General features: G+C 36.4%; 19 protein-coding genes. 9 read left to right on the plus strand and 10 right to left on the minus strand.

Annotated elements, in window-relative coordinates:
• Window positions 1-59: 59 nt before the first annotated feature.
• The 3 genes from capB to GFO_RS08425 form a co-directional block, all read right to left on the minus strand.
• Window positions 60-1,322: a cysteate-C-fatty acyltransferase gene (gene capB / locus GFO_RS08415; protein ID WP_011709671.1), complete on the minus strand. Its 1,263-nt coding sequence runs from the start codon at window positions 1,320-1,322 to the stop codon at window positions 60-62.
• Window positions 1,323-1,462: 140 nt separating this feature from the next.
• Complete coding sequence (gene capA / locus GFO_RS08420) at window positions 1,463-2,503, minus strand: cysteate synthase (protein ID WP_011709672.1); 1,041 nt, start codon at window positions 2,501-2,503, stop codon at window positions 1,463-1,465.
• Window positions 2,504-2,581: 78 nt separating this feature from the next.
• The gene (locus GFO_RS08425; protein WP_011709673.1) at window positions 2,582-4,708 is read right to left on the minus strand and encodes a S9 family peptidase; all 2,127 of its coding nucleotides are present in this window, start codon (window positions 4,706-4,708) and stop codon (window positions 2,582-2,584) included.
• Window positions 4,709-4,770: 62 nt separating this feature from the next.
• Between GFO_RS08425 and GFO_RS08430 the strand changes: the two genes are divergently transcribed.
• Window positions 4,771-5,097 carry a YbaB/EbfC family nucleoid-associated protein gene (locus GFO_RS08430; RefSeq protein ID WP_011709674.1) on the plus strand — a complete coding sequence of 109 codons (327 nt, stop codon included), beginning with the start codon at window positions 4,771-4,773 and terminating at the stop codon, window positions 5,095-5,097.
• A gap of 213 nt (window positions 5,098-5,310) precedes the next feature.
• On the opposite strand, the gene GFO_RS08435 is transcribed toward GFO_RS08430, so the two are convergent.
• The 4 genes from GFO_RS08435 to GFO_RS08450 form a co-directional block, all read right to left on the minus strand.
• Window positions 5,311-5,826, minus strand: a complete 516-nt coding sequence (locus tag GFO_RS08435) for a redoxin domain-containing protein (protein ID WP_011709676.1) — start codon at window positions 5,824-5,826, stop codon at window positions 5,311-5,313.
• An 82-nt stretch (window positions 5,827-5,908) separates the two neighbouring features.
• A complete protein-coding gene (locus GFO_RS08440; protein ID WP_011709677.1) occupies window positions 5,909-6,937 on the minus strand; it encodes a threonine aldolase family protein in 1,029 nt (342 codons plus the stop codon).
• 152 nt (window positions 6,938-7,089) lie between these two features.
• Window positions 7,090-7,323: a hypothetical protein gene (locus tag GFO_RS08445; protein ID WP_011709678.1), complete on the minus strand. Its 234-nt coding sequence runs from the start codon at window positions 7,321-7,323 to the stop codon at window positions 7,090-7,092.
• Window positions 7,324-7,401: 78 nt separating this feature from the next.
• On the minus strand, window positions 7,402-9,792 hold the full coding sequence (locus GFO_RS08450) for a zinc-dependent metalloprotease (protein ID WP_011709679.1): 2,391 nt from the start codon (window positions 9,790-9,792) through the stop codon (window positions 7,402-7,404).
• Window positions 9,793-9,889: 97 nt separating this feature from the next.
• Between GFO_RS08450 and prfB the strand changes: the two genes are divergently transcribed.
• From prfB to GFO_RS08470, 4 genes are all read left to right on the plus strand, one after another.
• Window positions 9,890-10,988 (plus strand): peptide chain release factor 2 gene (gene prfB, locus GFO_RS08455; protein WP_148264607.1). Its coding sequence is split into 2 segments (ribosomal slippage): window positions 9,890-9,952 and window positions 9,954-10,988, totalling 1,098 coding nucleotides; the frame shifts between segments, so codons are not numbered across the junction.
• Window positions 10,989-11,054: 66 nt separating this feature from the next.
• Entirely contained in the window at window positions 11,055-11,396 is a 342-nt protein-coding gene (gene arsC / locus GFO_RS08460; RefSeq protein ID WP_011709681.1) for an arsenate reductase (glutaredoxin), read from the plus strand.
• A gap of 12 nt (window positions 11,397-11,408) precedes the next feature.
• Window positions 11,409-11,777 carry a hypothetical protein gene (locus GFO_RS08465; protein ID WP_011709682.1) on the plus strand — a complete coding sequence of 123 codons (369 nt, stop codon included), beginning with the start codon at window positions 11,409-11,411 and terminating at the stop codon, window positions 11,775-11,777.
• Window positions 11,778-11,957: 180 nt separating this feature from the next.
• Window positions 11,958-14,495: a TonB-dependent receptor gene (locus GFO_RS08470; RefSeq protein ID WP_011709683.1), complete on the plus strand. Its 2,538-nt coding sequence runs from the start codon at window positions 11,958-11,960 to the stop codon at window positions 14,493-14,495.
• A gap of 48 nt (window positions 14,496-14,543) precedes the next feature.
• Here GFO_RS08470 and GFO_RS17820 read toward each other — a convergent pair whose 3' ends face one another.
• Together GFO_RS17820 and GFO_RS08480 are read right to left on the minus strand one after the other, a co-directional pair.
• Window positions 14,544-14,720 carry a hypothetical protein gene (locus tag GFO_RS17820; protein ID WP_026934940.1) on the minus strand — a complete coding sequence of 59 codons (177 nt, stop codon included), beginning with the start codon at window positions 14,718-14,720 and terminating at the stop codon, window positions 14,544-14,546.
• Window positions 14,721-14,908: 188 nt separating this feature from the next.
• Complete coding sequence (locus GFO_RS08480; RefSeq protein WP_011709685.1) at window positions 14,909-15,400, minus strand: hypothetical protein; 492 nt, start codon at window positions 15,398-15,400, stop codon at window positions 14,909-14,911.
• A gap of 246 nt (window positions 15,401-15,646) precedes the next feature.
• Here GFO_RS08480 and fumC point away from each other — a divergent pair, with 246 nt between their 5' ends.
• Window positions 15,647-17,044, plus strand: a complete 1,398-nt coding sequence (gene fumC, locus GFO_RS08485) for a class II fumarate hydratase (protein WP_011709686.1) — start codon at window positions 15,647-15,649, stop codon at window positions 17,042-17,044.
• Between the two features lie 78 nt (window positions 17,045-17,122).
• On the opposite strand, the gene GFO_RS08490 is transcribed toward fumC, so the two are convergent.
• Window positions 17,123-20,323, minus strand: coding sequence for a cytochrome c biogenesis protein CcsA (locus GFO_RS08490; RefSeq protein WP_011709687.1), 3,201 nt, complete (start codon window positions 20,321-20,323; stop codon window positions 17,123-17,125).
• A 127-nt stretch (window positions 20,324-20,450) separates the two neighbouring features.
• On the opposite strand from GFO_RS08490, the gene GFO_RS08495 reads away from it, so the two are divergent.
• The 3 genes from GFO_RS08495 to GFO_RS08505 are packed head-to-tail and all read left to right on the plus strand — an operon-like array spanning window position 20,451 to window position 22,630.
• Window positions 20,451-21,212, plus strand: a complete 762-nt coding sequence (locus tag GFO_RS08495; RefSeq protein ID WP_011709688.1) for a Rossmann-like and DUF2520 domain-containing protein — start codon at window positions 20,451-20,453, stop codon at window positions 21,210-21,212.
• The gene (locus GFO_RS08500; RefSeq protein WP_011709689.1) at window positions 21,196-21,711 is read left to right on the plus strand and encodes a KdsC family phosphatase; all 516 of its coding nucleotides are present in this window, start codon (window positions 21,196-21,198) and stop codon (window positions 21,709-21,711) included. Before GFO_RS08495 ends, GFO_RS08500 begins: the two co-directional genes overlap by 17 nt.
• A 4-nt stretch (window positions 21,712-21,715) precedes the next feature.
• The gene (locus tag GFO_RS08505; RefSeq protein WP_011709690.1) at window positions 21,716-22,630 is read left to right on the plus strand and encodes a geranylgeranylglycerol-phosphate geranylgeranyltransferase; all 915 of its coding nucleotides are present in this window, start codon (window positions 21,716-21,718) and stop codon (window positions 22,628-22,630) included.
• Window position 22,631 lies beyond the last annotated feature (1 nt).

The raw sequence follows: 22,631 nt of genomic DNA on the forward strand, positions 1-22,631 counted from the left end.
CTTCGTCCCTCGCAATGACCCGATGGTAAAACTTTTTAAACAGCTTCTTCTAAAACTTCTTATTTATTAGACATTGCAGCTTCAACAGATGCTGAAAGTCTTTTATAAGTTCCATTTTCAAGACGTTCTCTAATAGCAGAAAAGGCCGTAAGTGTTTCTTCTATATCCTGAAGGGTATGTGTAGCAGTTGGAATCATGCGCAAAAGAATTAAGCCCTTAGGAATCACTGGATATACCACTATAGAACAGAAAACTCCATGATTCTCACGAAGATCTTTCACTAGTGCCATTGCTTCAGGAATACTTCCTTTAAGATATACTGGAGTAACACAACTTTGTGTAGTTCCAATATCAAACCCATTCTCTTTCAATCCGTTTTGAAGTGCATTTACATTCTCCCAGAGCTTTTCCTTAAGTTCCGGCATGGTTCTAAGCATGTCCAAACGCTTTAATGCTCCCACTACCAACTGCATTTGCAGAGATTTAGCGAACATTTGTGATCTCAGGTTATATTTTAAATAATCTATGATCTCTTTATCACTTGCAATAAATGCTCCCGTACTAGCCAGAGATTTTGCGAAAGTGGCGAAATAAACATCTATTTCATCCTGAACTCCCTGCTCCTCTCCTGCTCCGGCACCTGTTTTACCAAGTGTTCCAAAACCATGAGCATCATCTACAAATAATCTAAAGTTATATTTCTTTTTAAGCTCAACAATTTCCTTAAGTCTTCCCTGCTCTCCACGCATTCCGAAAACACCTTCTGAAATAAGAAGAATACCGCCACCGGTTTGTTCAGCAATTTTAGTTGCTCTTTTAAGGTTCTTTTCGATACTTTCCATATCGTTATGCTTATAGGTAAACCTCTGACCTAAATGCAATCTAACTCCATCTATAATACAGGCATGTGCATCTACATCATAAACAATAACATCCTGTTTAGATACCAAAGCATCAATGGTAGAAACCATTCCCTGATATCCAAAATTCAATAAATATGCGGATTGTTTATTTACAAAAGAAGCAAGTTCATCCTGTAATTTCTCATGCAGATCTGTATGACCACTCATCATTCTAGCGCCCATAGGATACGCAGAGCCATATTCGGCTGCTGCCTCAGCATCTACTTTACGAACTTCAGGATTATTGGCAAGTCCCAGGTAATCGTTGATACTCCATGTAATTACATCCTTACCGCGAAATTTCATACGGTTTGAAATTGGCCCTTCCAGTTTTGGAAAAACGAAGTATCCTTCTGCCTGCTCAGCCCATTTACCTAGCGGTCCCTTGTCTTTGTAAATTTTATCAAATAAATCCTTCATCGGTCATTTTTTAGACGAGCCGCAAAAATACTGAAATTTGGCTCAATTGTACAAAGTAAATTATAAACATCGAAATCTAATAAAAACAAAAACATCCTACAAAGAATAGGATGCTTTTGTTAATAAGTGTTAATAAAGACTTATTTGATCACTTCAATAGATTGCGAAACATTTTCGTGCTCTGCATCGAAAAAACCCTGCTCATTCATCCAATCATCACTGTAAATCTTACTCATATAGCGAGATCCATGATCTGGAAAAATAATTACAACATTAGAATTTTCATCAAACTCCCCTTCTTCATTATATTGTTTTAACCCCTGCATAGCCGCTCCACTGGTATAACCAACAAAGAGGCCTTCAGTTCTTGCTATTTCTCTCGCAGTATGCGCAGCGTCCTCATCAGAAACTTTAGTGAAGGTATCGATTACCTCAAAATCTGTAGCAGTTGGAATTAGGTTTTTCCCAAGACCTTCTATTCTATAAGGATATATTTCCTCTTTATCGAATTCGCGGGTTTCGTGATATTTCTTTAAAACTGAACCAAAAGCATCAATTCCAAGAATTTTAATATTAGGATTTTGCTCTTTAAGGAACCTTGCAGTACCGGAGATCGTTCCTCCAGTTCCGCTACAGGCCACTAAGTGTGTTATTTTTCCTTCAGTTTGTTTCCATATTTCAGGACCGGTCGTTTGAAAATGAGCATCTATATTCAACTCATTAAAATATTGATTGATATAAACTGATCCTTCTTTTTCCTTATGAAGTCTCTTCGCAACTTCGTAGTAAGAACGTGGATCATCGGCAGGAACATTTGCAGGACAAACGTGTACCTTTGCTCCCATCGTTTTCAGCATATCGATCTTGTCTTTCGATGATTTCGAACTAACTGCCAAAATACATTCATAGCCTTTAATACAACTTACCATTGCAATACTAAATCCGGTATTTCCAGAAGTAGTTTCAATGATCGTATCACCAGGTTTTAGAAGGCCTTTTCTTTCAGCTTCTTCTATAATATGGAGGGCTATTCTATCTTTAGATGAATGTCCAGGATTAAAGGCTTCAATTTTAGCAAAAAATTGTCCCTTATAACCACTGGTTATTTTATTTAAATGTACTAGAGGAGTATTACCTACTAGTTGCAGTACATTGTCATAAACTTTCAAGTCTTCTCTCATAAATCGAAGTTCGTTTTACAAAAGGTCTTAAAAAGCAGTACTTATTAAGACCGGTCAAATTTAAGGCAAATTTTTTAATTATTGCTTTATACCTTCTAAATCCAGTAAAAACGCATATTCCTCGGCTACTTCTTTTAGAGCTTCAAATCTACCTGATGCTCCGCCATGACCTGCATCCATATTGGTATGGAATAGGAGAATATTATCATCTGTCTTTAACTCTCTTAATTTTGCGACCCACTTTGCCGGCTCCCAATATTGAACCTGAGAATCATGTAATCCTGTTGTTACCAACATATTTGGATACTCCTGAGCCGACACATTATCATATGGTGAATATGATTTTATATACTTATAATACTCCTTCTCATTAGGATTTCCCCACTCATCGTATTCTCCTGTAGTTAACGGTATACTATCATCCAACATCGTGGTAACCACATCTACAAATGGTACTGCAGAAATCACCCCGTTATAAAGATTAGGAGCCAAATTAACAATAGCCCCCATTAACAAACCACCGGCAGAACCTCCCATAGCATAAAGATGATTAGAAGAAGTGTAATTTTCCTTTACCAGAAATTCTGAAACGTCAATAAAATCTGTAAAAGTATTTTTCTTGGTAAACAACTTCCCATCTTCATACCACTCACGACCTAAATATTCTCCTCCCCTAATATGAGCAATGGCATAAATAAAACCACGATCCAGCAGACTTAATCGAACGGTAGAGAAATATGGATCTATGGTTGAACCATACGAACCATAGGCGTACTGAAGCAACGGACTATTTCCATCCATTTTAATTCCTTTTCTGTAAACCAAGGAAACTGGAATTTTAGTTCCGTCATCAGCAGTTGCCCAAAGCCTTTCGGAAGTATAGTTATTCTTATCAAATTTTCCTCCAACAACTTCCTGTTCTTTTAATACAAGTTTATTACCGGTTTTCATATTGTACTCAACCACTGAAGTTGGTGTAGACATACTGTTATAGGTATACCTCAACAGATCGGTTTCGAAATCTGGATTTATAGATGTAAATGCTGTGTAAGTTTCATTATCAAAAGGAATATAAAACTCCTCGCTATCGTCCCATTTAATAATTCTTATTTTATTGAGACCATTGGTTCGCTCACTAACTACGAGATATTCTTTAAAAATATCTATGTCTTCCAATAAAAAATCCTTTCTATGCGGAATCACATCTATCCAGTTTTCCATTCCGGTATTGCCTACCGGTGTTTTCATCAGCTTAAAATTGGTCGCTTCATCTTTATTGGTAACCACATAAAAGTCTCCGTTAAAATGTGAAATACTATATTCCAATCCACGCACCCTTGGCTGAAATACTTTAAATGCTTTTTCAGGTTTATCAGCTTCTAGAAAACGATACTCAGTAGTCAGGGTACTATGAGAACCAATAATAATATATTCCCGAGATTTGGATTTATAGACGTAGGTGTTAAAAGTCTCATCTTCTTCCTCATATACTAACTCATCTTCCTTAGGATTTGTCCCTAAAATATGCTTGTAAATTCTGAACGATCTTAAAGTCTGAGGATCTTTCTTGGTATAATAAAGTGTTTTATTATCGTTAGCCCAGGTAGAACCTCCGGTAGTATTCTTTATTTCTTCATCATAAATCTCTCCGGTCTCAAGATTTTTAATCCTAAGCGTATATTTTCTTCTGCTTACCGTATCTGTTCCAAAGGCTACGAGTTTATTATCTGGAGTAACATTCAGTCCTCCCAAACTATAATAATCAAAACCTTTAGCCATCTCATTTACATTGAAAATGACCTTTTCCGGTGCTTCTAAACTTTCCTTTTTCCGCGAATAAATAGGATAGTCAAAACCTTTTTCAAACCGCGTGATATACCAGTAACCGTTTAATTTATAAGGAACCGACTCATCATCTTCTTTTATACGACCTTTCATCTCATCAAATAAATTCTTCTGAAATTCTTTTGTATGAGCAGTCATTTTATCATTATAGTCATTTTCGGCCTCCAGATAAGCGATTACTTCAGGATCCTCGCGCTGATTCATCCAGAAATAATTGTCGATACGCACATCTCCATGCTTTTCGAGTTTTTCAGAAATCTTTTTTGCTTTGGGGGCTTGAATATCTTTTTTCAAATCAATTTTATTTTGGGCGGTTGCAAATGTAACGCATCCTAATAGAATAACGAATAGTCTTTTCATTTTGACTGGTTTAATGCAGTAATTTAGTAAATTTGATCTCACAAATTTTAAATTGAAAAAATATGTTTGGAGATATGATGGGCATGATGAATAAACTGAAGGAAGCCCAGGAAAAAGTTGAAGCAACTAAAAAGAGATTAGATACCGTTTTGGTGGATGAACAATCCAGTGACGGATTGCTGAAAATTACAATTACTGCCAACAGAGAGGTAAAGAATATTTCTATTGACGATAAACTTCTTGAAGATAAAGAACAATTGGAAGATTACCTGGTTTTAACGATGAACAAGGCAATTGAAAAAGCTACCAACATCAATGAAGCTGAAATTGGTGCTGCTGCGAAAGATGGAATGCCAGATATTCCTGGAATGGACGGTTTAATGAAATAATTTTTGGTGCTAAATAGTTCTAAAAACTGATTGTAATTCCTCAAATATCAGAAATAGTGTCATTCTGAACTTGTTTCAGAATCTCATAAAACTAAGAATCCAATTAGATAACTTGAGACCCTGAAATAAATTCAGGGTGACGAAAAAATTAAAACAGAAAAGCCCGGAAAAATTTTCCGGGCTTTTCTGTTTTAATTTCTCAACGTTTAATAGCTATGCTTCTCCTCTGGCAGGATAATCTTCTTTCAATACAAATGAGATAGATTTAAGCAATTCATCAAACTTAGGTCTGGCAAAAGGCATGGATTGAATACTTGCTGAATAAAGCGTATTGTCTGGTTTGATCAGAAAAAGTGCCGGTTCTACAAACACCTCAGGTTCTGAATCTTTTATTCCTTCTGAAACAAATAAATCCCATTTCCTACCATCTTCAACACTAAAATTATATCCAATATTGAGGTTTTCAATATCCCATTCTTCCACTGTTTTTTGAGCCAGCTCTTCGTTGTTAGAACTCACACAAATAACATTTATTCCTTTATCTTTAAAATCTTCTATCTTCGTGTTTAACTCTTCCAGGTATTTTTTACAAACGGGACAATGAATTCCACGATAAAAAATTACCATCGTAAAATTATCTGGTTTGTTATCTCGTAGGTTCCATTTTAAACCTTTAGTGGTTTTTACAATTAATTCTGGAACTTCCTGTCTGGGTTTTAAATTTTTCATGATCTAATTTTTCCGAAAATTAAATGAATTTGAATCCAACCCATATTAAAGGCCTGCTAATATTTAGTTAAGCTTATTTAAACTACAAGTCTATATTTTGAAGTGTTTCTAAAAAATATTGATGCATTTCTTCTGAATAATCCAGGTGCGTCACAATTCGTAATTTCCCCTGTCCCATATTGCTTATCCTGATATTCTTTTCTGAAAGTTGGTTCATAAATTCGGATTCTTTATCTGTGTCTTTCAAGTAGAAAATAACAATATTGGTCTCTGTAGGTTCTATATTTTTAACGTAAGCTTGATTTTTTAAAAGATTAGAAATTTCCAGCGCTCTTTCATTATCTTTCTTAAGCTTTTCCATATGATTGTCCAAAGCATAAATACCGGCAGCAGCCATAAACCCAACCTGGCGCATTCCTCCTCCTAAAACTTTTCTTACTCGTATGGCATTTTTCATAAGTCGGCTATCGCCAATTAATACAGATCCCATAGGAGTTCCCAGTCCCTTAGAAAGACAAACTGAAATAGTGTCGAAAAGTTTACCAAAATCCTTTGGACTCTCTCCAGTCTTAACCAAGGCATTAAAAAGTCTGGCGCCATCCAGATGCAATCCAAGCTCATTTTTATTACAAACTTTTCTAATCTCTTTTATTTCTTCCAGATCGTAACAAGCTCCCCCACCTTTATTTGTTGTGTTTTCAAGACAAACCAATGTAGTTAACGGACTATGATAAAAATCTGGCGGATTTATATTTTCTTCCACCTGCTCTGCAGTAATCATTCCGCGGTCTCCATCTACCAGTTTACAGGATACTCCGCTGTTAAAGGAAACTCCTCCACCTTCATAATTATAAACATGCGCCCATTTATCACATATCAACTGTTCTCCCGGTTGCGTATGAAGTTTTATAGCCGCCTGGTTTGCCATACTACCCGTTGGAAAAAACAATGCCTCATCTTTCCCGAACATATCGGCCAGTTTCTTCTCTAACTTATTAATAGTGGGATCTTCTTTATATACATCATCCCCTACTTCCGCAGACATGATAGCCTGCAACATTCCTTTGGTTGGTCTGGTAACCGTATCACTCCTAAGATCTATCTCTTTCATTCTATTATTTTTTACTGAATGCTAAGGTAAAAACTTAAAGATTCTTTTCTAATAATTTCATATTCAATATAAGTTTGCATCCTATTTTAGGAATCTTAGCAGCAGTAACCGGAATAAAAAAAAGTTTAGAGTGCCTATATTCAAGTTAATTTCTACTTACTCATTTCAGGTAAAATATTCGCCCATTTTGCTATAAAAAGTATTACAGCTATAACTCCCAGGCTTACCAATAAAGCTCCTTCCCAGTACGCAGTGCGAATTCCCCAAATTCTCCATTCCCTTTTGTTTGACTCTTCGTCACCTCTAACTTCCTTGTAGAAAAGTTTATGGACGAAAAAGACGATAATGCAGTATAAAATAGCGATCCCTATCCAAAATAATATCATAATCCAAGTTTTTTAAACTATTAAGGTAATACCTGATTTTCCAACATTTTTCGATTAATACTCTTCATTTTTCAATCATTAAAAACTTCCAATCGGCGAACCATCAGGAATTTTTGGAACGTTTAATTCCAGTTTAAACTCTTCAGGTTTTTCTCTGAATATTTTAATATTTCTGTACATTTCTTTTGAAACCACAGCATCTTTTCCTCTTAACCAGTCTGCCAGTTCATCTATTTTTTCATTGGTAATAGCTCTTACTAATGGAGTGGATTTTTTATTGACCGCCAGATTCAAAAGATGCTTAAAAACAACAAAATTGATCGTATTCTGAACAGCTGCTTCATAATTTCCTTTGACATTGCTTTTTATAGTTTCTGAAATAATTTCATCCAGTACATTTTCAAGCCCTGGCAAGTCTGGATTCAGACTATTTTGCTGAACAAGTCTTTCGGCTCTCGCAGGGTGAAGAAGAAAGCTTAACGTCATTTCACCTGCAGTTGCCGGAGCCCCAAAGGCATCAAAAGCAACATCGGTATTACTTTTAAAAGATTCCCTGTCTCTTGAAAAACCAAAAGCTCGCGGAGGAAATAATTCTAATTTATCTGAAGGTATGGTAAGTTCTTCCGCAGATAAAGTTCTTAGAAGAGTCTTTAAGGCCTTTTCCTGCATTTTTCCGTCAACGGGGTTAACAATTTCATTAGCACCTCCTTTGACCGCATATTCATACTGTAGTCCGCCAATTAATTTAACAGCCGCTTCGGTTTGATATCTATGAAAGAAATACAGTGGCACAAACACATCTTCCAGCACTGAATAAGGCTCACCAGTTCTAATATTATCTACTGAAAAATTCTCTATCGCTTTTTTTCTGATTTTCAGGACTTCTTCGAGCTCTTCTGTGGCATTCTTCCCATTGTCCCATAAATGCGCCAGTGCATTTGCTCCTCCTGAAGCTCGAGCATCTGAATCGGTAATGAAAATTAAACCTTCTGCTCTGGCTTCCTCTAAAATAGTATTGAGATATTCCTTTTCATCTTTATCTTCAAGAATATCACTGTAACTATAATTCACCGTTACTTTGTCCCATTCTCCTATTCCGGTATCGTAAGCATTTGCAAATTCAATTTCACCATTATTTAATCCAAATTGAGGATGTGGATAATCCATTACTGAAGCACGTCCTTTAGTACTTGCAGCAAAATTATGAGCAAAACCAATCGTGTGTCCAACTTCATGAGCAGATAACTGACGAATCCTTGCCAGGGCAAGTTCCATCATGGGATCATGATTTTTATCATTATTGGCAAATGGCTTATTCATCATAGCTTGTGCGATCATAAAATCCTGACGAATTCTTAAACTTCCAAGACTCACATGTCCTTTGATTATTTCGCCAGTTCTTGGATCTACTACGCTGGCACCATAGCTCCAGCCGCGAGTAGAACGATGTACCCACTGTATCACATTGTATCGTACATCCAAAGGATCGGCATCTTCAGGTAGCATTTTCACCTGAAACGCATTTTTATATCCAATTGCTTCGTAAGCCTCATTCCACCACTTCGCTCCATCCATTAATGCTGAACGAACCGGCTCCGGAGTTCCGGTATCTAAATAATAAATAATTGGCTCCACAGCCTCACTAATAGCTGCTTCCGGATTTTTCTTTTTAAGACGATGTCTTATCGCATAACGCTTTTTTATAGGCTCATACACTGGAGAAGCATAATCCATGTACGAAATAAAGATGGCACCGCTTCTGGGATCAAACAACCTTTTTTCATATTTATCATCAGGTAATTTCACAAACGAGTGATGCTGTGTGACACTAATATTTTTCGAATCGGGAACCACGGAATTTACCGTTCTTCCTTTTGGTTCCCCTTCAAAAGTCAACAAGGCTTCAAATTCCACATTTTCAGGAAAAGCTTTGGTTTTTTCTAATGCCAGGGCACTTTTAGATTTATCCAGCTTATAAGTTCCGTATTCACCTTTTTTAAGCTTATCTGAAACTCCATGTGCATCCTGCATTAGAAAGGGAGTGAAATCAATTATATAAGTATTCCCTTTGGTCTCTTTAATCTCAAATCCGAATAACACAGATTGAGCGAAAGCTTCAGAAACGCTTTCCCTTTCAGCTTTATTTTCAGTTATAGCCCTGTAATCCTGATTTGGTTGTACCAACAAAAGTTTATTGCCCGCTTTTTGAAATTTGACCACCGCAGTACCACCTAGTTGTCCTCTATCTAATCCGATATCATTAGATCCAACTCCGGTAGTCAGAAAATGAGTATAAAGAAATTCCTGATCCAGACTATCTACTTCCAGATAGATTTCATCTTCCTTTTCATTATAATGAAAATTGAAATAGCCTTCATAATTTTTAAGATCTTCCTTTTTTTCCAGGAACTGGGCATTTGAAATAAGTGAAATACTGAGTGCCAGAATTATAAATAGATTAGTGCGCATTTAGTGTGTTTTTAAAGCTTTCTAAAACTATAAAATAATCGTTAAATACTTTTCCGAAACTCCCTTTAATTCTATTTTTACAACAAATCAACCATGAATGATAACAATAGAGAACATTAGAGATCTTAAAGAGCGCCTGGTTGCGTTAAGGAGGTATCTTTGACATTGATGCCAAAAAGATTGAAATAACCAATATGGAGGAAAAGACCTTTGCTCCTGATTTCTGGGACGACCCGAAAAAGGCCGAACAGATCATGAAAGAGGTCAATGCTGAAAAAAGCTGGGTTGGAGATTATGAAAAGGCTGAAACTTTGGTAGAAGACCTGGAAGTGATTTACGATTTCTATAAGGAGGATGAAGCTACTGCTGAAGATGTTCAGCAGAGAAATGATAAAGCCGTAGAACTTATAGAAGACCTTGAGTTTAAAAACATGCTTTCTGAAGAAGGTGACAGTATGAGCGCCGTGCTTCAAATCACTGCCGGTGCCGGCGGAACTGAAAGTTGCGATTGGGCAGAGATGCTTATGAGAATGTATTTGATGTGGGCTGAAAAGCGGAAATATAAGATTCGAGAACTCAATTATCAGGCTGGCGATGTTGCCGGAATAAAAACGGTCACGCTGGAAATTGAAGGCGAATATGCTTTTGGCTGGTTAAAGGGTGAGAATGGTGTACATAGACTGGTACGTATTTCCCCATTTGATTCTAATGCAAAAAGACATACTTCATTTGCTTCGGCTTATATATATCCGCTGGTAGATGACAGCATAGAAATTGACATTAACCCCTCAGATCTTAGCTGGGAGACTATGAGATCTTCTGGTGCTGGTGGGCAAAATGTAAACAAAGTGGAAACTGCCGTACGCTTACGCCACGAGCCCACCGGAATTGTCATTGAAAATTCTGAAACGCGTTCTCAATTGGAGAACAAAAATAAAGCAATGCAACTATTAAAAAGTCAGTTGTTTGAGATTGAGCTTCAGAAAAAACAGGAACAGCGAAGAGAGATTGAAGATTCTAAGATGAAAATAGAATGGGGATCGCAAATTCGAAATTATGTGATGCACCCATATAAATTGGTGAAAGATGTTAGAACCGCTGAAGAAACAGGGAATGTTGATGATGTTATGAACGGTAACATAGATGCTTTTTTAAAATCTTTTTTAATGATGATGGGTCAACGGAACGAAGATTGATAAGTTTATCTCTCGACTTTTAAAATTTAATTTATTTGATTATTTTGAAAAAGAAAAAATTATAATATGCTAAAGATCTATCATAACTCAAGATGTACGAAATCCAGAGAAGGATTGGAGATTTTAAAGAATTCAGGTAAAGAATTTGAAATAAAGGAATATCTTAAAGAACCACTGGAAGAAAGTGAACTGGAAAGCCTGGTAAAAAAGCTAAAAATCACACCAATGCAGTTAGTTCGTAAAAATGAAAAGATCTGGAAAGAGGAATATAAAAATAGAGATTTAAGTGACCGTGAGATCATTACGGCCATGGTCAAAAATCCTAAATTAATTGAAAGGCCTATAGTTGAAACAGAAAAAGAAGCTGTTATAGGCAGGCCACCTTCAGATATTGAAAAATTGCTATAAAAGAAAACATAAATGAAACTTCAACACAGAATTGCATTAATAAGTGTCGCAGCCGCTGCAGTGGCAGGTTTCGTCTATTCCCAAATATTTATACACGAAAAGAATCGCAAGGAAATTAGAGACGTTGCTGCTGAGCTTGCTCATACATGGAAAGGACATCTTGATCTATCTCCCGAGCAAACCGAACTGTTGGAAGATGCTATCATTGAATATACCATCAAGAAAAATGAAATCATTAATTCCAGTCTTGGGAATATACAACAGATTAGTAAGTTAAAGACTATTCAGAAAAGTGAACATAGAACTTTAAAAAAGTTTATGAACGAAGAACAATTTGATAATTACATCCTTCTAAATAGACAACTTACTAGAAAATCTTAGCTATCTCTATGGATTACATACTGGAAAACCTGATATAGCTATTTAAAATAATTAGTGAGGTTAAAACATATATTTTAGATTTTTAATCCAGTATCAAAAGTAAATCGGTTGTTAACATAATATTAACCACCGTTAATTAAACCTTTATGATTCGGATTGGTCATATTAAAAAAATTGACAATGACCATCCGAAAGATCTATTCGCTTAGTTTAATCCTAAGCATTCTCAGCCTTTTTGTTTCAAAAAATTATGCCCAGGCTCCCGCAGAAGTAGTTAAATATACTATCTCTGGAAAAGTGATTGATAATGAGTTGGAAGTTCCCCTGGAATACGCAACCATTTCCGTAGAAAATGTTGACGATCCATCAATTGTTAATGGCGGAGTAACTAATGCCAATGGAGAGTTTTCTATTGAAGTAAAAAAAGGCACCTATAATATTCTAGTAGAGTTCATTTCTTATGAAACAAAGGAATTCAATAATAGACAGGTGGATACTGACTTAAATCTGGGAACTATTAAACTCGGACTTGGTTCAGAAAATCTAGATGAAGTTGTAGTACGAGCAGAAACTACCCAGGTTGATATTAGACTTGATAAAAAAATATATAATATTGGGAAAGATCTTACCACTGCCGGAGGTAGTGTTAGCGATGCGCTAAACAATGTTCCTTCAATTTCTGTAGATATCGAGGGAGGAATTAGCCTTAGGGGAAATGAGAACGTTAGAATCCTGATTAACGGGAAGCCTTCAGCCATGGCAGGATTTGGTAACACCGATGTTTTAAGCCAGTTACCTGCAGAAGCTATTGAAAGAGTTGAAGTGATCACCTCTCCTTCTGCGAGATATGATGCTGAAGGAACTGCTGGTATCATCAATATTATTCTTAGAAAAAAAGAAACACTGGGATTCAATGGTTCTGTTACTGTAAACGGAGGAATTCCTGAAAATGGTAGTATTTCTGCCAATTTGAACTATCGTACCGATAAATTCAATCTTTTCACCACTACAGGTTACAGATATTCGGAATCACCGGGTTACGCATTCTTTGACACACGTTATTTCGAACCACGTGCAGATGTGCTTTTAGATAGCATTTCTTATGATAGAAATATTGAAGACAGGGATTACGATAGGATTAATCGTGGTTTTAACACCAACCTTGGAATGGAGTATTATTTATCTGATATGTCTTCAATCACCGGAGCAATTTTTTACAGAATTGGTGATGACCGCGATGTTACCAATAACCTCAATGATTACCTAATGGGGAGTGAAGAACTACTGGGCACAAACAGAAGTGAGATTGAAAATGAAGAAGACGAAAGTATTCAGTTTTCCCTTAATTATGTAAAGAAATTTGATAATAAAGGACATCAACTTACGGCAGATTTTCAGTTCGAGAACGATAATGAAACCCAGGATGCTTTTATTGAAGAAGTAGTTAGGTACAATAATACCGAAAGAGATAATATCGATATCCCTTCTGAATCTACTATTACCAAAGAAGACCAAAAAGAATATCTTATACAGGCTGATTATGTACTACCTATAGGAGAAGAATCACAATTTGAAGCAGGATATCGTGGTAATTTTGAAAACGAGATTACAGATTATCAACTTTATCAGGAGAACAACGCAGGAGAATTTATTCTGAATGAAAGTCAGACGAATGTTTTTGATTATTCAGAAAATGTTCAGGCAATTTACTCTCAATATGGAACCAAGTTTGGAAGTTTCAGTTTCCTTTTAGGTTTAAGACTGGAGAATACGAATTTAAAAGGTAAAATAGATTCAGAGCTGACCGAAGAAGAACTACAGGAAGAATTTACCTTTCCTATAGATACTGATTTCGATAATAATTATCTTGGTTTATTCCCAACGGTGAACCTTATTTATGAATTGGGAGAAGATGAGAACATCACCCTGGGCTATAACAGGAGAATAAACAGACCCAGAGGATGGTACATTAACCCGTTCCCTTCCCGAAGCAGTAGAAATAATATTTTCCAGGGGAATCCAAATTTAAATCCGGCTTTTTCCAATGCTTTTGATTTAGGATACCTGAAGAAATGGGATAAACTTACGCTTACTTCTTCTGTATATTACCAAAGAGAAACAGATGCATTTCAAAGGGTTCAGGAAGAGGTTTTTATCAGCGGACCTTCAGACCAACAGATTGAGGTGATTAGAAGTATTCCTTTTAATTTAGCTACCAACGACCGAATGGGTGGTGAATTAGGGTTTTTATACAACCCGGCAGACTGGTTAAGATTAAATGGTAGTGTGAATGTATTTCGTTTTAAGCTGGATGGTGAATTTAATGGCACAGATTACAGTCAGGATAATTCAAGCTGGTTTGGTAGGTTTAGTTCAAAAGTTACTTTACCACTTAAAATTGACTGGCAAACAAACTTATTTTACCGTGGGCCTTCAGATGAAATTCAGGGAACCCAGGAAGGTATCTTAAATGTGGATCTCGCATTCAGCAAAGAAATTTTAAATGAGAAAGCCACACTTTCTTTAAATGTCAGGGATATTTTCAACGGAAGGAAACGAAATAGTTTTACTACTACCGAGTTCTTTGAACAGGATAGTGAATTTCAATGGAGACAAGGACAGTCTGTAAATGTTTCCTTTATATACCGTTTCAACCAGCAGAAACAACGTCAGCAAAGAAATGGCGGAAATGAAGATTATGACGAGGGAGAATTTTAAAATGAAAGAATGAAGCATAAAAAAAGGGACTAATTAAAGTCCCTTTTTTTATGCTTTTTCCGCTTTAGCTTTCTTGCGGGCTTCACGTTTTTCCTTTATTAGCTCTCCAACAGAACCTCCTATCCAGTAAGGAAGGAATGCCATTAAAAAGATCATAAGCCAGAAACCCATCGTTAAAATTGCTAGAAAAGCTAAGAAACCTAGGTATTGATCGAATTCGAACATAACAGTCAAAGTTTGATTTGAATCTGGTCAAAGATATGAACTCTAGCTGGCTTATCACAAATAATCTTAAATTTTTATTTTAGTCCTACCACTATTAAATGACACTCCGTAGAGAGTTCGTTCTAAAAAATTAAGGTTATAACTATATAAAATCTAAACTCAAATAGATTATTTGTAATTAAGCTTCCTTAGTAATTTGCCCTAAAAACCCCGTCAGAAATTAATTTAGAGACACCCGTCATTTTACTTTTTCCATCAAATGAAAAATTACCTTCTATGGAAACCCCGTCATTTAATGTTATTTCAACGAAATTTGATCTTTTATTTAAATCCATTATAGTTTCCCACTCTTCCAGGCTGGAAAGCTGGTGAAATTTAATCCAGCTCTTATCAAAATAATTATTTCCAAAATAATACTTACCGGGACCCTTATAACTATAGATTACAAATTCAATAAAATCACCCTCCAAAGAAATCCCCTTTACGTATAGGTTAGTTCCATAGTTATCTGTATTTCGTAAAATTTTAATAGAATTAATTGGTTCAGCTGCGAAGTCTAATCCATCTATTTTAGCCGTTAAATATTGATTTGAAATATTACTATCGTCATCGTTACTACAGCCTGAGAAAAGAAAACAGCCAAACAATAGAATTAATGAGAACTTTATTAAGTTTATCATAATAATTTCTTTTATAATTTCTAGGATATAAAGTTACGTTTCCCCTATAAAACAGCAAAGGGGGAATACCCCCTTTTTTCATAATAACTTTCTGATAACTAGTTATTTACGATTAAAATTAACTTCGTATCTCTAAAGAAAACAAAGCTTATCTAGTCAAAAGTTAATAGGTTTTAATTTTAAACATTTTTTAGATTAAAGAAATCTGGTAAACCTTAACTTTGCGAAACAACCAATTTTTGTACTATGGATTACAGAATAGAGAAAGATACCATGGGGGAAGTAAAAGTTCCTTCAGATAAATTATGGGGCGCACAGACCGAACGTTCAAGAAACAATTTTAAAATTGGTCCTGCTTCATCAATGCCTTTAGATATTATTTATGGCTTTGCCTACTTAAAAAAGGCAGCAGCATATACAAATTGTGAACTTGGAGTTTTACCTGTTGACAAAAGAGATCTTGTTGCGCAAGTATGTGATGAAATTCTTGAAGGTAAGCATGACGACCAGTTTCCGTTAGTGATTTGGCAAACCGGTAGCGGTACTCAAAGCAATATGAACGTAAATGAAGTAATTGCCAACCGTGCGCATCAACTTGCAGGAAAAACAATTGGTGAAGGAGATAAAACTTTACAACCTAATGATGATGTAAATAAATCGCAATCATCTAATGATACTTTTCCAACAGGGATGCATATCGCTGCCTATAATAAGATCACTAAGGTAACTTTGCCGGGACTTCGAAAATTAAGGGATACCTTAAAGAAAAAATCAGAAGAATTTAAGAACACCGTTAAAATTGGACGTACGCATTTTATGGATGCTACTCCCCTAACCTTAGGTCAGGAATTTAGCGGATATGTTGCTCAACTTGATTATGGTATCAAGGCATTGGAAAACACTCTTCCACACCTTGCTGAACTTGCCCTTGGTGGAACTGCCGTAGGAACGGGATTAAATACTCCAAAAGGATATTCTAAAAGAGTGGCAGAGTTTATTGCTAAATTTACAGATCTGCCTTTTGTTTCTGCCGCAAATAAGTTTGAGGCACTTGCTGCGCACGATGCTTTTGTTGAGACTCACGGAGCTTTAAAACAATTGGCTGTTTCCCTTAATAAGATTGGTAACGATATTAGAATGCTGGCATCTGGTCCTCGTAGTGGAATTGGAGAGATCAATATTCCTGCAAATGAGCCAGGATCTTCTATTATGCCTGGAAAAGTTAATCCTACCCAATGTGAAGCTTTAACTATGGTTTGTGCTCAGGTTATTGGAAACGACGTTACTATGAGTGTTGGTGGAATGCAGGGTCAGTTTGAATTAAATGTGTTCAAGCCGGTTATGGCAAATGCCTTGTTGCAAAGTGCACAATTACTAGGTGATGCCTGCGATTCGTTTGAGGAGCATTGCGCAAGAGGAATTGAAGCGAATGAAAAGAGAATCCAGGAGCACCTGAATAATTCATTAATGCTGGTAACCGCACTTAACACCAAAATTGGTTATTATAAAGCTGCTGAAATCGCAAATACTGCACATAAAAATGGAACAACTCTTAAACAAGAAGCTGCGAACTTAGGTTATGTAACCGAAGAACAATTTGATGATTGGGTAGATCCTAAAGATATGGTTGGAAATACAAAATAAAATACTTCCCATTTCTTATAAAATTAAAGAGCCCCGATAAATAATTTCGGGGCTCTTTAATTTTATATACTCAAATGCTTAGATCGTATCAGCATTTCTTTTGATTTCCTTTTTTGCCTTTTTAGCATAATGCTTTTGATATTTCCAATAAGATAAAGCTCCAAGAATGGCGACACCACCAATTGAATAATACACAATAGTTGGGGTGATCACCTTATCTCCACTGGCATAAGAATGCAGTCCGCTTAAGTAAAAGTTCACTCCAAAATAAGTCATCATAATAGAAGCATAAGCGACAATTGACATAAAGTTGAAGATCCATCTTCCTCTAAGGCCGGGTACTAATCTCATATGAATAACGAATGCATAGACCATAATACTAACTAATGCCCATGTTTCCTTAGGGTCCCAACCCCAGTATCTTCCCCAGCTCTCGTTAGCCCACTGTCCTCCAAGAAAGTTACCTATAGTTAGCATCACCAAACCAACGGTTAGCGCCATTTCGGTAATAATGGTTATTTCCCGGATATTAAGTAAAAGTTTTTTCTTATTGGATTCTGTAGTAAGCACCATTAAAAGTAGCGCTACAACACCAAGGATCATTCCCAGGGTTAAAGGTCCATAACTACCAACAATTACCGAAACATGAATCATTAGCCAGTAGCTATCCAGGACTGGCTGCAGATTAGCTATCGCAGGATCTGTCCAGCTTTGGTGTGCGCTCCACAAGACCATAGCGGTTACAAAAGCAGTAGATGCAATAGTTAAATTAGACTTTCTTCCGAAAGCTAAACCAAAGAACATCGTTGCCCAGGCCACATAGATCATAGATTCGTAGGCATCACTCCATGGGGCATGACCAGATATATACCATCTTACTCCAAGCCCCAGAGTATGTAATGTGAAGAGAATAGCAACAATCCCAATACTCAAATAAATTAATCCTCGAATTATCTTATTCTCTTTGAAGATCCTTATAATCACAAAAACCAGCATAAAAAGCCCTGCCAGCATATACATCCAGTAGAGGTTCTTAAAAATGTCGTATTTATTATAAGTTATCTCGGCGTCTATTTTTTCTTCGGAAGGCATTACTTCTGAACCAAATTTCTGCTGATAACTCTTTATACTCTCCAGATACTGATTCGCTTTTGAATATTCTCCAGATTCCCGTGCAGTTCGTAAAGCATTCATATAAAGCGGAAGAATCTGTTTGGTATACACTGAATCCATTCCTTTTAATCCAGAATCATCAACTTCTTTATACGAAAGCCATTTATTATTTTCATCTTCAGGAATTGGGAAGATCTTTAAGATCTTGCCCTGAAGCGCCTGATAAAGAAGGTTGACCTTTTTATCGGTTTCTATGAAATCTTTCTGAAATTTATTCGGAACTGCTGCTCTATATGCTTCATCCAGCTGAGATGACAGTTTATACTCTCCCGTTCTTTCAAAGAAATCTGTTAATGACAGGTATTTTCTTCCTTCCTCAACGCCCAATAGATTATGAAGACTATCATTGTTTTTTTCTACAAAGATCAACGGTACGTTATACCAAACCATCGGGTTTTCTGTCATCGAAATCAACACCTGATCTGAACTTAGACCGGCATACTCGTCAGACTTACTAAGCTTCCTAAGCAATTCTGAAGAATAGGTGTTTGCGGGTTTCATCCTACCCCCGGCATCCTGAATTACCAGTCTCCCAAATTTTGCCGCATGTTCCTCACTAACCGCATTGGTCATTATAATACTGTCCATTTGCGCTTTGGCAGTTTCAGCATGCATATGCTCATCTTCCTGCGCCATCATTCCAAAAGACATAGAAAGCAAGACAAGTAGTGTAGTTAACGACTTCTTCTTGGCTTTTACTTTGTCCAGCATCACTTTAAGATTTCCGAAGCGCGAGCCTTTATCAAAAAGAATCCACATAAGTCCGAAATAAAGCAGGAAGTAACCAATATAAGTGATCCAGGTTCCCCAGAAATCGTGATTTACAGAAAGTACCGTTCCTTTTTCATCAGGGTCAAAACTCGATTGGAAAAATCGAAAACCATCCTTGTCTAAAATATGATTCATATATATGTCATAAGGTTCAGGCTCTTTACCTTCCTCTATAATCTCTACCTTACTTTTAAAAGATGCATAACCAGGTGTTTCCCTATCAGCAGTTCCGGGATATTTTTCAGCAATAAAATCATTTAGTTTCAAAGCAAATGGTAGTTCCTGTTCTATAGATCCGTAGTTCACGAATATATCCAGACCTCCCAGATTAAGCTGTACAGGGTCTGAAATAGTTCCCATTCCTCCTAGTAACGTAAGTGTTTCTGAATCTCCACCGGAAGATACTTTTAGCGTAACTGCATCCAGATCCTGTCTTGTCTTAGGGTTTGTTGGAACTACATCATATTCTCCTTTTACTACCGGCTCCGGAATAACAAACTGCATTTCACCAATATTGTATAAAGATCTAAGCATTAAAGTCTGGGTAGAGTCTTTTACAAGCTCCCCCTCCATCTTATCTGCCATCCGCATATAAGTACCATCAAACGGAGAATCTACCACATATTCACCCGCTTCATTAACCTGTATGTTAATAGCACCATCCTGCGGACTATTTAATGTAAATAGTACATTATGAATATTGCTAACTTGTCCTTCTTCAAGGTAATGATCGTGACGTTGTCCATCTCCCGCCTCAACAATTTTTAGATAGTTTTTTCCATCTTCAGTAGGAACCAGTGCTTCTTCTGCTCCATGAATAAAATTACTCACTTCAAATGTTACCGGCTGGCTATTAAAATCGGTATTCAAAACATAATCGTTCTCCACCTCTGGACCAAATAGCACATCCTCTTGCAACACCCTACGTCTTGGCTCCCCATCAATCTCCCCATCAATAAAGAATGTAAAATAAGTATCATGGGTCATATAAGCATTGGTAGTTTCACCTTCTCGAATAGGCATTACGCCTTCATAGCTAATATATCTTGTGATAAATGCTCCTATGAGAATCAGGATAAACGACAGGTGCAATAATAAACTACTCCACTTTTCCCTTTTATGAAGTTTGAATCGTTTGATGTTCCCGATGAAATTAATGAGGAGAAAAAGCATAATTCCCTCAAACCACCAGGTATTATAAATCAGTATTCTTGCGGTCTCGATACTATACCAGGTTTCTATGAATGTCCCCATGGCCATAGCGACTGCGAAAATCACAAATAAAACGGCCATTATTCGGGTAGAAAAAAGGATTGAGGCTAATTTTTTCTGCATGGAAGAAGTGTCATTTTTACGGCTGCAAATTTAACGATTTATTATCAGTTTTGCCGCTTATTAGCATTCATTCTCAAGTCTACGAATGTTAATTTTAACTGCTTGAAAATTTTGGTATTTTAGCCCCATGATCAAAGTGATAATTATTGGTGCCGGAAACGTGGCAACTCACTTATACAAAAGCTTTACAAAAACAAAGCAACTGGATATAATTCAGGTTTTTAACAGGGATATAGATCACCTTGACTTTGTGGATAATGCTTCTAAAAAAGTTTCGGATATTTCCAAACTAAAGGAAGCTGATCTTTATTTAATCGCCATTAAAGACGAAGCTATTGAAGAAATTACTGAGAAACTGGATACAAAAAACGGAATCGTAGTTCATACTTCAGGAAGTCAACCGCTTCAAATTTTGTCAAAATTCAAGAATTCCGGGGTCTTTTATCCGCTTCAGACCTTTTCTAAAATTAAACCGGTAAATTTTAAAGAAATTCCACTTTGCCTTGAAGCAAATTCCGAAGAGAATCTTGAATATTTAAAGAACATTGCTTCATTGATAAGCGACAAGATTTTTGAAGTAAATTCAGAACAAAGAAAAGCATTACATGTTTCAGCAGTTTTTGTAAATAACTTCAGCAATCATCTGTTTACATTGGCTGCAGATTTCTGCAAAAAAGAAGAATTACCTTTTGATATTCTAAGACCACTTATCAAAGAAACGGTAGACAAACTGGAAACGTTGGATCCTTATTCGGCCCAAACCGGTCCGGCCCTTAGAAATGATAAAAAAACAATATCGGCTCATCTTGAAATGCTGGATGAAGACCGTAAAAAAATCTATACTTTATTAACCGAATCTATTCAGAAGTTACATGGAAAAAAGCTATAAAGAACATCTAAACCAGATAAATACCTTCGTTTTTGATGTTGACGGAGTTCTAACCGATGGATCTATCCAGATATCTACCAAAGGAGAACTTCTGCGAACTATGAACACCAAAGATGGTTACGCTATGAAAATGGCTCAAAATGCGGGTTACACCGTTTGTATTATTAGCGGAGGGAAAAATGAAGGAGTAAGGCAACGCCTTCGAGACCTTGGAATTACAGACATTTATCTTGGTGTTCATGATAAGGTGGAACAAATGGACGAATTCTTTGATATTTATGAAATTAAGCCGGAACAGGTTTTATATATGGGAGATGATATCCCAGATTATTACCCCATGAAACTTGTAGGATTGCCGTGCTGTCCGCAGGATGCCGTTCCAGAGGTGAAAGAGGTGTCTTTGTATGTATCTCACAAAAACGGTGGTGAAGGCTGTGTGCGAGATGTGATCGAGCAGGTTATGAAGGTGCAGGGGAAGTGGATGGACAAAAACTCTTGATTGCATGTTTAATTTCCTAAAGCTTATTAGAGCAGGTAACCTCATTTTTATTGCTCTAACCATGTTTTTAATAAAATATGGCTTATTTGAACCTTTTGGAGTTGCGATCACCCTTAATTTATTTGGATTTTCTATGCTGGTGTTGGCCGTAGTTTGTGTTGCAGCTTCAGGTTATGTGATCAACGATATTTTTGATATTCCCGCCGATATAGAGAACAAACCAGATCGAGCGCTTATAAACACCAATATTTCAGAAAAGGTCGCCTACAGGCTCTTTTTTATCCTCAGTATTGTCGGCGTTGGATTGGGTTTTTATTTGTCGAATATGATCGGCAGACCAGGATTTTCGGCATTTTTTATCTTCGGTTCAGCGATATTGTATATTTATAACTCTCAGCTACAACAAACAATTTTAGTTGGAAATATATTAGTAAGTATTATTGTTGGCCTTATCCCTGTTGGGGTGGGTCTCTATGATCTTTTACCGGCCATTACACCGCAAAATCAGCAAACACAATCCACCATATTTTCAATATTGATAGATTATTCCATGTTTGCATTTTTAGTGAATTTACTCAGAGAAATAGTTAAGGATCAGGAAGATATTAATGGGGATTACAACGCCGGATATAAAACACTCCCCATTGTTTTGGGAAAGAAACGCACTAATATTATTCTTTTTATTACTGGACTTATTCCGCTGGGCTTTTTGATCTACTATACATATCAATATTTATTCGAGAATGTATCAGCGGTAATATATGTTTTGTTGCTTTTGGTAGCTCCTCTCCTATTTTTTCTAGTAAATATCTGGAGTGCCGAAAAAAAATCTGAATATAAAAGACTCAGTTTTATACTGAAAATGGTACTTTTCTTTGGATTGACCTCCATCGGATTACTGCAATTCATTTTACTCTAAA

Source organism: Christiangramia forsetii KT0803, assembly GCF_000060345.1.
GTDB classification, from domain to species: domain Bacteria; phylum Bacteroidota; class Bacteroidia; order Flavobacteriales; family Flavobacteriaceae; genus Christiangramia; species Christiangramia forsetii.